The sequence below is a fragment of the Mitsuaria sp. 7 genome (assembly GCF_001653795.1).
In the GTDB taxonomy this organism is placed as follows: Bacteria; Pseudomonadota; Gammaproteobacteria; order Burkholderiales; family Burkholderiaceae_C; genus Roseateles.
Genome location: NZ_CP011514.1, coordinates 2851951 through 2865431, shown reverse-complemented (window position 1 = coordinate 2865431; position 13481 = coordinate 2851951). Strand labels below are relative to the sequence as shown.

12 protein-coding genes are annotated in these 13481 nt (G+C 68.7%); 9 read left to right on the top strand and 3 right to left on the bottom strand.

Annotated features, from left to right (window positions below):
- The first annotated feature begins 284 nt into the window (after positions 1-284).
- Together ABE85_RS27550 and ABE85_RS12625 are read left to right on the top strand one after the other, a co-directional pair.
- Complete coding sequence (locus tag ABE85_RS27550; protein WP_157522305.1) at positions 285-479, top strand: hypothetical protein; 195 nt, start codon at positions 285-287, stop codon at positions 477-479.
- A 110-nt stretch (positions 480-589) separates the two neighbouring features.
- Positions 590-1561, top strand: coding sequence for a LysR substrate-binding domain-containing protein (locus ABE85_RS12625; protein WP_067274793.1), 972 nt, complete (start codon positions 590-592; stop codon positions 1559-1561).
- On the opposite strand, the gene ABE85_RS12620 is transcribed toward ABE85_RS12625, so the two are convergent.
- Complete coding sequence (locus ABE85_RS12620; protein ID WP_067274790.1) at positions 1539-3806, bottom strand: TonB-dependent receptor; 2268 nt, start codon at positions 3804-3806, stop codon at positions 1539-1541. The genes ABE85_RS12625 and ABE85_RS12620 overlap by 23 nt on opposite strands.
- A 93-nt stretch (positions 3807-3899) precedes the next feature.
- The gene (betC, locus tag ABE85_RS12615; protein ID WP_231993296.1) at positions 3900-5501 is read right to left on the bottom strand and encodes a choline-sulfatase; all 1602 of its coding nucleotides are present in this window, start codon (positions 5499-5501) and stop codon (positions 3900-3902) included.
- A gap of 268 nt (positions 5502-5769) precedes the next feature.
- Between betC and tauA the strand changes: the two genes are divergently transcribed.
- From tauA to ABE85_RS12600, 3 genes are read left to right on the top strand one after another with little or no spacing between them, the layout of a single operon-like run.
- Positions 5770-6795: a taurine ABC transporter substrate-binding protein gene (tauA, locus tag ABE85_RS12610; protein ID WP_067274784.1), complete on the top strand. Its 1026-nt coding sequence runs from the start codon at positions 5770-5772 to the stop codon at positions 6793-6795.
- A 44-nt stretch (positions 6796-6839) separates the two neighbouring features.
- Entirely contained in the window at positions 6840-7631 is a 792-nt protein-coding gene (locus tag ABE85_RS12605) for a taurine ABC transporter ATP-binding protein (RefSeq protein WP_067274780.1), read from the top strand.
- Complete coding sequence (locus ABE85_RS12600) at positions 7628-8506, top strand: ABC transporter permease subunit (RefSeq protein ID WP_082938572.1); 879 nt, start codon at positions 7628-7630, stop codon at positions 8504-8506. The genes ABE85_RS12605 and ABE85_RS12600 overlap by 4 nt, the downstream gene beginning before the upstream one ends.
- A gap of 104 nt (positions 8507-8610) precedes the next feature.
- Here ABE85_RS12600 and ABE85_RS12595 read toward each other — a convergent pair whose 3' ends face one another.
- On the bottom strand, positions 8611-10266 hold the full coding sequence (locus ABE85_RS12595; RefSeq protein WP_067274777.1) for a hypothetical protein: 1656 nt from the start codon (positions 10264-10266) through the stop codon (positions 8611-8613).
- A 223-nt stretch (positions 10267-10489) separates the two neighbouring features.
- Here ABE85_RS12595 and ABE85_RS12590 point away from each other — a divergent pair, with 223 nt between their 5' ends.
- The 4 genes from ABE85_RS12590 (at position 10490) to ABE85_RS12575 (ending at position 13481) form a co-directional block, all read left to right on the top strand.
- Positions 10490-11275, top strand: coding sequence for a DUF1624 domain-containing protein (locus tag ABE85_RS12590; RefSeq protein WP_082938571.1), 786 nt, complete (start codon positions 10490-10492; stop codon positions 11273-11275).
- 65 nt (positions 11276-11340) lie between these two features.
- Positions 11341-12102, top strand: a complete 762-nt coding sequence (gene rlmB, locus ABE85_RS12585) for a 23S rRNA (guanosine(2251)-2'-O)-methyltransferase RlmB (protein ID WP_067274774.1) — start codon at positions 11341-11343, stop codon at positions 12100-12102.
- 121 nt (positions 12103-12223) lie between these two features.
- Positions 12224-12856 (top strand): uracil phosphoribosyltransferase, encoded by a 633-nt coding sequence (gene upp, locus ABE85_RS12580; protein WP_067274770.1) that lies wholly within the window; start codon positions 12224-12226, stop codon positions 12854-12856.
- A gap of 43 nt (positions 12857-12899) precedes the next feature.
- Entirely contained in the window at positions 12900-13481 is a 582-nt protein-coding gene (locus ABE85_RS12575) for a hypothetical protein (protein WP_157522302.1), read from the top strand.

Genomic DNA, 13481 nt, shown 5'->3' with positions numbered 1-13481 from the left:
GATGCGGCTCATTGACGGATTTGTTGCCAATGTATTTCTGCAGAAGCGGCAATCTCCGTTGCACCGCGCAACAGAGTGCTTCGCGGGCGACCGTTGGAAAAAGTCTTTCGAGGTTTCAAGGGGCGAAAGCGCGATGACGGCGACCGAGTGCCGGCACACCCGAAGGTGGGTTGTCATCTGTGTTTGGTCAAAGCGAGTTCACCAAAACGCTTTCACTCGTTCTTCCGAGAAACCTGCAGTCGCAGACTCTCCTCCTTGAACAGGCCAAACATTGAGGTGACGTCATGAAACCCTGGGAGATTGCCGCACGTGTGTGTCGACCGATGTCGACCGAGGAAGCACTTCGACTGTCGGCGGAGAAACACGGATTTCGGGAGTTCGGTGACATCGACCCGGAGATCGAGGCCTTGTTCCGAGAGACCATAGAAGAGGTCGAGCGCGAGAAAGCCGACGCGGCGCGCAAAGACCCGACCCGTTGAAGCGGATCAGGATGCGATATGCATATCCGCCAAAGTCATTTGGCCGCCACCCCGTCGGCTGTTAGCTTCCTGGCGTTTCCTGCATTGGGGAACCCCTCCCGGAGCCCTCGATGTCCCACAAGGCCTTGCCGCAGCAGCTGCCCGCGCTGCAGTCGCTGATCCATTTCGAATCCGCCGCGAGGCATCTCAACTTCACCTCGGCGGCCGAGGAACTCGGGGCGACGCAGCCCGCCGTCAGCCTGCGCATCCGCAAGCTGGAAGACGAGCTGGGCCTGCCGCTGTTCGACCGCCTGCATCGCGGCGTGCGCCTGACCCACGAAGGCGAACGACTGTTCGAGACGGTACAGCAGACGCTGGAAGCGCTGCGCCTGGTCACCGCCGACATGCGGACGCAGCAGTCGCGCCGCACCTTGACGCTGTCCACGGACTTCGGTTTCGCCAGGCTGTGGCTGCTGCCGCGGATGGCGGCATTGCGCGAGGCCATCCCCGAGCTGCAGCTGCGGATCCGGACCTCACAGAGCGAACCCGATGCCCGCGAAGGCGTGCCCGACCTCAGCGTGATCTTCGGCGAGCGGCCGGATACCGCGTCGAGCCGACTGCTGTTCGTCGAATCCGTGGTGCCGGTGTGCAGTCCCGCATTGCTGCGCAACAGCCGCCCCACGCCGCGCGAGCTGTCGACACTCCCACTGCTCCAGCTTGAGCAGCATGGGCAGACGGCCCGATGGATGAACTGGACCGACTGGTTCCGCGATCGCGGTCTGCGCGCGCCGGCCGCGTCGAACGCGATCACGTTCAACGATTACTCGCTGGTCGTTCAGGCCGCTGTCTCCGGCCTGGGTGTGGCGCTCGGCTGGGCGCCGCTGGTCGACGACCTGCTGGCGAGCGGCGAGCTCGTGCCCGCCGATGGCGATGGGCAGCCGCTGCGCACGTCACGCGGCTACTTCCTGTCGACCTTGCGACCCTGGCAGTCGCACGGCCTGCAAGGCCGGTTCTGCGATTGGCTGGTCGCCGAATGCGCGCGCACCACCGCCGCCCGCGAGGCATTGCTGCCTCGGGCGATCAGAAGTCTCCAGCCACAGTGATCGCCGCGGTGCGCGGCGCCGCCATCAACAGCGTCTGCGCCGTCCCGTTCGGATCGCTCGTCACGAAGCCGTTGGTGCCGATGGCCGCGACGCTCTCCTTGTCGAACAGGTTGCTCACGCTCACCTGCAGGCGCCAGGTCTTGACGAAGCCGCCACCCGGGCGCTTCACGCCGGCGCTCAGGTCCCATCGCGCGGCGCCCGAGACGCTGTTGTCGTTGAGGTAGGTGTAGTAACGCCGGCTCGCATAGTGCGCCCCGAGCTGGCCGAACCACTGGCCGTCGTCGTATCGCAGGCTGGTGTTGGCGAGCCAGCGCGGCGCGTCCACCACCTGCTTGCCCTTCGTGGCGACGGTGTTGCCGTTGTCGACGAAGTCGTCGCGGTACTCGGCGTCGTTGAAGCTCACGGTGTTCCACCAGCGCCAGTGCTTGAGCGGCGACCAGGACAGACCCGCCTCGACGCCGTTCGTCCGCACGCGGCCGACGTTGGCCAGCACCGACGGGTTGCCTTCGATGGCGGCGCCTTGCTGGATCGCGAGCAGGCGGTTCTTGAAATCGACGTGGTACGCGGTGACGGAGGCCTCGAGCGCGGCGCTTCCGAGAGCGCGATAACGCCAGCCGCCTTCGAAGGTCGTCGAGCCCTCGGGGCGGAGCTGACCCCGCGTGGCCTGGAAGCCAGCGTCGGTCGACGCGAACGGCGAGTCCTCCATCGCCGCGGCCTTGTAGGCGCGCAGGTTGCGCGAGGCCGAGCCGAACAGCTCCTGCGCCGCGTCGAGCTTCCAGTTCAAGCCCAACTGCGGGAGGAAGCGGCCGCGTGCATCGATGCTGCCGGTCTTCGTGGGGCCCGAGCGCGTGTGCACGCTGTCGGAGCTGACGAGCGACTTGAAGCCGACATCGGCCCGCAGCTGCGACGACAGGCGGATCGAATCCGCGACGTGGAGCTGCAGGGTCCGCGTGTCGAATCGGTAGTCCCAGCGCGTGGACGTCGGATTCCTGGGAGCGTCGTACGGCGAGTTCGGTCCCCCCGCCTGGGAGTAGAAGCGCATGGCCTGGTCGAACTGGTTGTCCTCGAACCAGAACCCCGCGCGCAAGTCATGCGCGCCCGCCGACACCTCCAGCGTGGACAGCACGCCGGAGCGACGGATGCCGTACTCCACCGTGCGCAGCGACACCGGCACCGTGTCGGAGGATGGCGCGTAGGGCGTGAACCACAGGCTCGGACCTTCGTCGCGGTGGTGGTAGACCGTCGTCTTCAGGCCGATCCTGTCGGTGATGCTCCAGTCCAGCGTCGCGCCGCTGAGCACGTCCCGGCGCTGGCCCGAGCCCGCGTAGTACGCATCGTCGATCGAGGTCTCGCCGCGCGACCACTGGCCGCGGGCGGACTGCAGCGCCGCGTTCCAGTCCCGGTAGTAGTTGTCCCAGCGCGTGCCGAGCCGGCCGATCATCTCCTTGGACAGGTCCTGGTAGTCGACCTCCTCGCGGCGCGAGTAGTTCAGGAACGCGCTCAGCTTCACGTCGCCGAGCGTGCTCACTAGCTTGCCGTTGAACTGCTTCTGGCGCTGCTGCCCGTCGCCTTTCCACTTGTCCGAGCTCTGGTCGACCACGCTGATCGCCAGGCGCGTGTCGCCCGCGAACGCGCCCGATTCCAGCCGGATGAACGTGCGGCGCAAGGCGTTCTCGCCCAGCGTCGTCTCGGCGTGGGCGCCGCGCTGCGCCGACGGATCGAGCGAGCGGAACTCGATCGTGCCGCCCAGGTTGCTGCTGGACGCCGTCTGCAGCGAACCCGCGCCCTGCGACACCAGTACGTTGCCGATGTTTTCAGAGGCGATGGCGCGGCTGATGTGCAGGCCGTTGTGGTTGCGGTAGCTCATGTCGCCCAGCGGCACGTCGTCCAGCGTGTAGCCCAGCTGGTTCTGGCCGAAGCCGCGGATGGTGAGCTTGGTCGACCACTCGTAGGCGCCGAATGCGTCGGCAGATTGGAAGTTCACGCCGGGCAGCTTGTTCAGCACCGCCAGCGGGCTGCTGCCGGGGATGGCCTCGCTCAGGTCGCTCGCCCGCAGCGAGTTGACCTGGCGCGACTGACCGCTGCCGAACACGGTCACCGCGTCGATCGTGGATGCGGATGCGGATGCGGATGCGGATGCGGATGCGGCGGGCGAGGGTGGCGCCGCCTTGTCCTGGGCGAGCGCGGCCCATGGCAATGCGGCAAGGACCAGGCAGAGGGGCGTGCGCTTGAAGGAACGAGTCATGGCGTGTGGCTGAAGGCGTCGTGAGACGTGAAGCGGGACTGGAGGGGAGGACGTGGCGGGGCGTGGCGTGAGGAGACGTGGCGCGGCGCGTCGTCAGGCGAGCGTGGCGGCGACGGGCGGCGGCGCGGGGAAGCGCGCCATCGCCTCGATCTGGTCGAGCGTGAGGTGGCTGCGCACGTACTGCCGGCTCGCGTCGACGCGGGGCTGGAAGTCCCAGGCGGGACGGCGTCCGTGGCCGTCGGCCTCGAACACGAAGCGCCGCTGACGTTGGCTGCGACGCACCTGCTCGTCGAGCGCCGGCAGGTCCCAGCGACGTGCGGCCTCGTCGCGGAAGGCTCGCACCTCGTCCGCGTGCGCGGGGATGTCGGCGAGGTTGTGCAGCTCCTGCGGATCAGCGACCAGGTCGTAGAGCTGGTCGGGATCGGCCGGCGAGTGGATGAACTTGCGGCCGCCGCGCCGGATCATGACGATGGGCGCCAGCGCGATCTCGCCGAGGTATTCGGCGAAGGCCTCGTCGTGGCCGCCGCGGCGCAGCAGATGCGGCAGCAGCGAGCATCCCTGGATGTCCGGCGTCGGCGCGCCTACTGCGCCGTTTGCGCCGTCTGCGCCTCTTGCGTCGTCTGCGCCGCCATCGGCCAGATCGAGCAGCGTCGGCAGCAGATCGACGAGCGACACGCTGTGGGCGACGCGCCCCGCGCGGAAGCGACGCGGCGCGTGCACGATCAGCGGCACCCGCGCGCTCTGCTCGAAGAACGACATCTTGTACCAGAGGCCCCGCTCACCGAGCATGTCGCCGTGGTCGCTGATGACCACGACGATGGTGTCCTCGCGCTGACCGGTCGCCTCCAGCGTGTCCAGCAACCGGCCGAACTGATCGTCGACATAGGAGATGGCGCCGTAGTAGCCGCGACGCGCGTTGCGCACCTGGGCCTCGCTCGCCGGCTGCACGTCGGCCAGGCTAGCGCGCCGCAGCCGCGCCGTGTGCGGATCGTCCCGCACGTCCGCGGCGCGCAGGAGGGGCAGGTCGATGTCTTCCTCGCGGTGCCGGCTCCACCACGGGTCGGCGATGGCGTAGGGATCATGCGGATGGGTCAGCGACACCGTCATGAAGAAGGGCCGCCCGTCGGGCTGCCGCGCCAAGTCGAACAGCCGGCGCTGCGCCGCGAACACGACCTCGTCGTCGAAGTCCAGCTGGTTGCTGCGCACGCAGCGTCCGGCCTGCAGCACCGAGTCCATGTTGTGATACCAGGGCAGGCGCTCGCCGGGCCGGCTCCAGTCCGGCGTCCAGCCGAAGTCGGCCGGGTAGATGTCGGTGGTCAGGCGCTCCTCGTAGCCGTGGAGCTGGTCCGCGCCGGTGAAGTGCATCTTCCCCGCGAGGATGCTCAGGTAGCCCCGCCGGCGCAGGTGATGCGCGATGGTGGGTACCTCGGACGGCAGCTCGCTCGCGTTGTCGAAGGCACCGAAGGAAGAGGGCAGTCGGCCCGTCAGCAGGCCGTGACGCGCGGGCGCGCACAGCGGACTGGCGCAGTAGGCCGAATCGAACACGACGCCTTCTTCCGCGAGCTGCCGCAGACGCGGCGCCTGCACGATGCGATTGCCGTAGGCGGGGAGGGCGCCGGGCGTGAGCTGATCGGCGATGAGCAGCAGGAAGTTGGGAGCGCGTTGAGACGCGAGGTGGGGCACGGATTGAGGCACGGGTGGCGTCGCGGAGCAGACGATCGAATGGGACGAACGATTGTCTGCACGCGCTCTTCCTACCGTGAAGGCGTCGCCGGCTGATGCAGCGATCAGCGCTCCTTATGCCAGGCCGTTTTCTCCTCTGACAGCGACACGGATCCGCGATCGCGCATGAGCTTAGTCGGAATGCGGCTAAGCCCGCCGACCCCGCGCTGGCTAGCATGAAGAAAGCAGAGTCGCTGCCGGCCCGGCATGCGGCCCGTCTGATCCACAAGGACTCCGACCCATGACATTCCTCGACGCCATCAACCGCCGCGCTGCGGTCCTCATCGCTTCCGCGCTGCTGCTGCAGGCGGGGCACGCCATCGCGGCCGACGCGCCGGCGGTCGTCGTCGGTTATCAGACCGATGCGCTGCCGTCTTCGGTGGCGATCGCGAACGGTGAATTCGCGCGGGCGACCGGCGTGAAGATCGACTTCCGCCGATTCGACTCCGGCGCCGATGTCTTCGCCGCCATCGCCTCCGGCGACGTCCAGGTCGGCTACGTCGGCTCCAGCCCGTACGCTGCGGCCGTCTCGCGCGGACTCGACGTCAAGGCGTTCTACCTCGCCTCGATCTCGGGCATCGACGAGGCGCTCGTCGTGCGCAACGGCTCAGGCATCAACACCGTCGCCGACCTCAAGGGCAAGCGGCTCGCGGCCGCGCCGGTCTCGACCGACCACTACCAGTTGCTTGCGCTGATCAAGAGCCAGGGGCTCAGCGAGAAGGACGTGCAGGTCTTCGCCATCCCGCAGCCCGAGATCGTGGCCGGCTTCAACCGCGGCGACCTCGACGGCGGCTTCGTGTGGGATCCCGCGCTGACGGAGCTGAAGAAGAACGGCAAGGTGCTCGTGACCTCGAAGGACGTCGCCGACAAGGGTGCGCCGACCTTCTCGGCGTGGGTCGCGTCCGCCTCGTTCGCCAAGGCGAATCCCGCCTTCCTGAAGGCCTTCGCGGCCACCGCCGACAAGTACACGGGCTCGTTCCTGAAGGACCCGGCGGCCTGGGGTCCGGACAGCGACAACGCGCGCGCGCTGGCGAAGCTGCTCGGCGGCACGCCCGCCACGCAGGCGTCGGCGTTGCGCAACCTGTCCTTGCTGCCGGCGCAGACGCAGGCCACCGATGCCTGGCTGGCCGGTGGGGAGAAGTCCGGCGTGGCGCGCATCCTGAAAGAGACGGCGGTGTTCCTCCAGTCGCAGCGCAAGATCCCGCGCGTGCTGCCGAGCTACGCGTCCTTCGTCACGCCGACCGTCGTGGCTGGCCTGAATCCGTGAGCGCAGTAGGCGCCGCAGACACAGCAAGCGCAGGGAGATCCGGCATGCTTCGCGTCGACCAGGCCAGCGTGTGGTTCGAGGGCCGCGACGGCCAGCCCATCCACGCCCTCGACCGTGTCTCGCTCGACATCCCCGAGGCCGGCTTCGTCGTCGCGCTCGGCACCTCGGGCTGCGGCAAGTCGACCTTGCTCAACGCGATGGCTGGCTTCCTGCCGCTGTCGGAAGGGCACATCACGCTCAACGGCCGGCCCGTGGACGGCCCCGGCGCTGATCGGGGCGTGGTGTTCCAGAAGGACACGCTGCTGCCCTGGGCGAACGTGGTGGACAACGTGGCGCTGGGCCTGAAGTTCGCCGGTGTCGCGCGATCGGAGCGTCACGACCGGGCGCGGGCGCTCCTGCGTCTTGTCGGCTTGCAGGACTTCGCCAAGGCCGCGCCGCACGAGCTGTCAGGCGGCATGCGCCAGCGCGTGGGTCTGGCACGCGCGCTCGCGACCGATCCCGATCTCCTGCTGATGGACGAGCCCTTCGCCGCGCTGGACAGCATGACGCGCGAGCAGATGCAGGAGCTGCTGGTGGACGTCTGGGCGCGCACGCGCAAGCAGGTCTTCTTCATCACGCACTCGATCGAGGAGGCGCTGTTCCTGGGCACCACGCTGATCGTGATGTCTCCGCGGCCGGGCCGCATCGTGGCGCGCTACGAGCTCGACTTCGTCCACCAGTTCGCGCGGGATCGCGACGCCCGCGCGGTCAAGACGCTGCCGCGCTTCGCCGCGCTGCGCGAAGAGATCCGCGCCATCGTCCATCGCAGCGATGAGCGCGCGGAGGCCCCGGCATGAGCGCGATCGATCCAGGGCTGGTGTCCCGGGCGCCGCCGATTCAGCCGGCCGTCGCGATCGTGCCCCGCGCCGCGCCGCGCCTCGTCAAGTCGCGAAGCTTCGGCATCGGCGAGCGGTCGACCGTGCCCATCAGTCTTGGCACCGGCGCCGCGATCCTGCTCGCCTGGTATGTGGTGACGCGGGCCGGCTGGGTCGAGCCGCTGTTCCTGCCCCCGCCGGGCGAAGTACTGGAAGCCGCGCGCAGCATCGTGGCGGAGGGCTACGCCAACGCGTCGCTGTGGGCGCATGTCTCGGCCAGCCTGGGCCGCATCCTCGCGGCCGCCCTCATCGCGATCGTGCTGGGCATTCCCGCGGGTCTGGCCATGGGCATGAACCGCTGGGGCAAGGGCATCCTGGACGCCCCGATCGAGTTCTACTGGCCGCTGCCGCCGCTGGCCTACCTGCCGCTGATGATCATCTGGCTGGGCATCGGCGAGACCTCGAAGATCGCGCTGCTCACGCTGGCGATGTTCGCGCCGGTCGTGATGTCGGCGCAGGCGGGGGTGCGCTCCCTGTCGCAGGAGCGCGTGAACGCGGCGCTGTCGCTGGGCGCGACGCGCTGGCAGCTCTTCAAGGACATCGTGCTGCCGTCGGCGCTGCCCGAGATCCTGACGGGCATCCGCATCGCGCTCGGCGTGGGCTGGGGCACCTTGATGGCGGCCGAGCTGATCGCCGCCACGCGCGGGATCGGGTTCATGGTGATGTCGGCCTCGCACTTCCTGTCGACGGACGCCGTGTTCTTCGGCATCGGCGTCATCGCGCTGTGCGCCTTCGCCTTCTCGGCAGCCATGCGGGCGGTGGAACGCCGGCTGGTGCCGTGGAAGGGGCGGCAGTAGCGCGCAGCGCTCGGAGCGAACGGCGAGTCAGAACATCGTGTTCTTGTTCGCCGCTTTCTCGGGCACGTCCTGCACGACGTCCCAATGCGCGACGATCCTGCCGCTCAGGGCAGTCGTCCGACGAAGTCGTCGATCTGGAAGGGCAGGCAGATCGTGTGCGGCAGCGACTTGCTGTGGCTGAACTCGCGCAGCGTCTTGACCAGCAGCGACTTCTCGCGGCAGTCGCCGCGCGTGACGCTGGCGACGCGCTGCCCCGCCGTCTGCAGCCGCGCCATCATGTCCACGGTGTTGCGCGCCGGGACCAGCGTGTCGTCGCTGTAATGGAACATCCTGAACTCGGCCAGCGGCAGGTCGTAGCGCTGGGATCCCGAGGCGGGGCTGTTCACCAGCAGGTGAGGCGTCATGTCGTCATGCTTGCCGGCCCGGTAGTCCGCGAGGAACGAGGGCAGCACCTGACCCCCCGCGTCGAAGACGTCCTTCGGGTCGTAGTCCAGGTGCTGGTAGTCGCGCAGCGCGGCCAGCACGCGGCCCAGGTAGTCGGGGATGCGGCTGAAGTCGGCCTTGTCGGAATACTCGTCGAGCGGCGCACCGGCGGCGGCGCGCAGCACCGAGTCCGTCGTGTGGCGGTTGTCGAAGGGACCGTCGCCGGTCGAGACGAGCCGGATCGTCGTGTGGCGCGCCAGGTGCGGCACCGACGCCATCGCCGAGAACGCGCCCTGCGACGGACCGAGCATGCGCAGATCCTTGCCGAGCTGCGCCTGATGGTTCTGCACGAAGTACGCGTTGACGGCGGTCAGCATGTCGACGGTCTGCGCGGCGGTGTCGGCCGCGATCAGGAAGGCCTGCGGCGAGGCGGCCGTGTCGCCCCGGCCGATCAGGTCGGGCGTGAAGTAGACATGCCCCTTGCCGGCCGCGGCGAGCCCGATCAGCACCATGGCGTTCCTGCCGGACGACGGTGCATCGGCGTCGTTGGACTCGGCGCCGCGCTGGCCGATCACCAGCGGCTTGCCGTTGTAGTCGACGGCGGGACCGCCCGGCGCCTGCACCGGATAGACGAGCAGGCCGCTGAGCGTGATCGGTGCGCCGGACGCGTCGAGGCTGCGGTAGCGCACCCGCTTGACCTGGGCGTCGAAGCTGGCGTTGGGCGAGGCGAGGTGGGGCAGTTCATGGCGAAGCAACAGCTTGAGCGCGCCTGTTGCAATGGGGTTTCCGCCGGCATAGTCGTGCGCGAGCACATCGATCAAGCCGTTGATCTGCGCGCTGGCGATCCGCGAGGCGCCCTTCAGTTCCCCGAACTCCACCGGGAGGTCCGTGACCTCACCGTCCAGCGCCCCGCGGCGTTGCTGGCCGGTGTTGAAGGAGGAAACGGCCGTGCCGTTCAACTGGAGGCCGTAAGGCGTGTCGGGCAGCAGCGTCAGCAAGGGCTCGATCGTGCGCGAGCCGGCGATGCCGCCGTTCGGGTTCGCCCACTCGCTGGCGGCGACGACGCCGGTCGGCACCGTGGCCCGTGCCTTGTCGACCAGCTTGAAGTCGTCGCACGCGCCCGGGGTGGCGGCGGTGTAGTCGATGGTCATCAGCGGATCGAGGAAGCCGGCCGTGACGGAGGCTTCCGGGGTGACGCGCAGGACCTTGCAGGCGGGCGCGACGATGTCCGGGCTCTTGCCGCCCGGGTCGCCCTTGTTGCCGCCGCAGGCGGCGAGCAGGAGGGACAGGCTGAGCGCGGTGAACAGGGAGGGGGGTGACGGCGGGGAGAAGCGCATGGCAGTGGGGGCGGGCGTGGGCGGGGAGGGGGCGTGAGTCGAAGCAGGGATCGTCGATGCGCGGCTGCTCCGGCTCAATGCGGCGCATGGGAGGAACGAGGCGAGTCCGACCGGCTCATCAAGAGGGTTGACCCACTCGAATGAGGGGGTGCACGGGGCCGGTGATCGATTGCCGGCCGCGCGTCATCGCGGCGCGCGGCGGCTTATGTAGACTGCTTCTCCGATGAATCCGCCGGCCCGCTTCCCGATCGCAACGCCTGACCCCGGCCTCGACGCCGCGTCCCGCGACCTCCCGACGACCCCGCGCTTCGACCGCCTCGACGCGTTGCGGGGGCTGGCCATGGTCTGGATGACCGTCTTCCACTTCTGCTTCGACCTGAGCTACTTCAAGGTCGTGGTCGAGGACTTCTACCGCGACCCGTTCTGGACCTGGCAGCGCAGCGGCATCGTCAGCCTGTTCCTGCTGTGCGCGGGCATGGGCCAGGCGGTGGCGCTGGCGCAGGGCCAGACGGCCGACCGCTTCTGGCGCCGCTGGGGTCAGGTCATGGCCTGCGCGCTGCTGGTGTCGATCGGCTCGTGGTGGATGTTCCCGCGCTCCTTCATCAGCTTCGGCGTGCTGCACGGCATGGCGCTGATGCTGATCCTGGTGCGCTTCGGCTTCTCCAGACTGCCCACGGCCGCGCTGTGGCTGCTGGGCGTGGTCGCGGTCGCGCTGCCGTTCCTCGTCGCCGATCCCTTCTTCGACACCCGCACCACCAACTGGGTCGGCCTGGTCACGCGCAAGCCGCTGACCGAGGACTTCGTCCCCATCCTGCCGTGGCTGGGCCCGATGCTGTGGGGCTGCGCGCTGATGCGCGTCGGGGCGGTGCGCACGTGGATGCAGCGCCCGCTGCTGCCGGCGGTGCGTCCGCTGGCGGTGATGGGGCGGTGGTCGCTGTCGTACTACATGCTCCACCAGCCGGTGATGATCGGCGCCCTGATGGCGGCTCGGAAGCTGGGCTGGTTGTGAGGGGCCGGCTCTGACGGGGCGGCCGTAGGGCGGCAGGCGGTCGAGGGTGCGCGACAATCGCGTCCATGAGTTCCTCCCCTTCCTCCTCCAAGACCCAGATCCTGTTCGGCTTCCACGCCGTCACCGTGCGGCTGAAGACGGCGCCTGCCTCGGTGCAGGAGATCCTGTTCGACGCCACGCGCAAGGACCAGCGCATGCGCGGCTTCCTCGAGAAGGCCGAGGCGGCGGGTGCGAAGCTCGTCGAGAGCGACGACGACCGCCTCAAGGCGCTGTGCGGCACGCACCGCCACCAGGGCGTGGTGGCGCGGGTGAAGGCGGTGGCGCAGTCGCATTCGCTGGACGAGGTGCTGGAGCAGGTCGAGGGCCCGCCGCTGGTGCTGGTGCTGGACGGCGTGACCGATCCGCACAACCTGGGCGCCTGCCTGCGCGTGGCCGACGGGGCCGGCGCGCATGCGGTGGTTGCGCCCAAGGACCATGCGGTGGGGCTCAACGCGACGGTGGCCAAGGTCGCCAGCGGCGCCGCGGAGACCGTGCCCTACCTGATGGTCACCAACCTGGCGCGCTCGCTCAATGAGCTCAAGGAGCGCGACATCTGGGTGATCGGCACCTCGGACCAGGCGGAGAAGACCCTGTACGACCTGGACCTGACGGGGCCGGTGGCGCTGGTGCTCGGCGCGGAAGGCGACGGCATGCGCCAGCTGACGGCGAAGACCTGCGACGAGCTCGTGCGCATCCCGATGCAGGGCGCGGTGGAGAGCCTGAACGTCTCGGTCGCGGCCGGCGTGTGCCTGTACGAGGCGCTGCGTCAGCGTCAGAAGAAGGCTTGAAAGGGCCTGAAAGGGCCTGAGAAGGCCTGAACAGCGACGCGAGATAATCGCGCCCATTCCGGCGCCCACGAGGCGCCGTTCCAAACTCCGCCTCCCATTCCCCCATCCCCCGGGTATCGCCATGCCAGTCATCGAAGTCACGCATCCCCTCGTCAAGCACAAGATCGGCCTGATGCGGGAGGGCGACATGTCCACCAAGAAGTTCCGCGAGCTGACCGGCGAGGTCGCGCGGCTGCTGGCCTACGAGGCGACGGCGGACTTCCCGCTCGAGAAGACGACGATCGAGGGCTGGTGCGGCCAGGTCGAGATCGACCAGATCGCCGGCCGCAAGGTCACGGTGGTGCCCATCCTGCGCGCGGGCCTGGGCATGCTGGACGGCGTGCTGGACATGATGCCCAACGCCAAGGTGAGCGTGGTGGGCCTGGCGCGCGACCACGAGACGCTGCAGCCGGTGAACTACTTCGAGAAGTTCGTCGGCAAGCTGGACGAGCGCACCGCGCTGATCGTCGATCCGATGCTGGCGACGGCGGGCTCGATGATCGCGACGGTGGACCTGTTGAAGCAGCGCGGCTGCAAGGACATCCGCGCGCTGGTGCTGGTGGCGGCGCCGGAAGGCGTGGCGGCGCTGAACAAGGCGCATCCGGACATCCGCTGCTGGACCGCGGCGATCGATTCGCACCTCAACGAGAACGGCTACATCATCCCGGGCCTGGGCGACGCCGGGGACAAGATCTTCGGGACGAAGGACGTCTGAGCTTCCTGCCCGCCAGATGAGCGGCGGGGTCTCAGTCGCGGTCATGTCCCGTTCCCTCGAAGTCACCGACACCACCGTCGTCATCCGGCCCACGCCGTCGATGATGCCGTTGTGGGCGTTCGCCTTCGCGACCGCCTTGAGCTGGATGTTCTGGAAGTTCGGCTTCTACGAGGTCAGCTGGAAGGCGCTCTGGCTCCTGCTGTTTCCCTCGCTGGCACTGATGGGCGCAGCGCTGGAGTTCATCGATGCGCGCATCTCCGTCACGACCATCGATCGGGCGCGCGATCTGGTGCTGATCGAGCGCCTGCCTTGGTTCGGGCTCCCCGCGAAGCAGCGCAGGTATGCGCTGTCAGACTTCGCCGCCGTCGAATCGCATTCGGCCAGTGCCGGTCGCTCGCTGAGGTGCCGGGTGTCCCTGGTCACGACCGGTCTGCGCTCGTTGGTGCTGCTGAACGGCAGCGGCGGGTATAGAACCAAGTCCTTCTGGCACGCGCCGATACCCGCTGAAACGGAAGAGGCAGAGGCAGTTCGAACAGCGGTGGCGCGGGTCACTGGGCTCACGGACATGGGGTATCGAGGCACGCTCGGGATGAGCGTGGTGGGGTATGAGGCGATCGACGCCTAG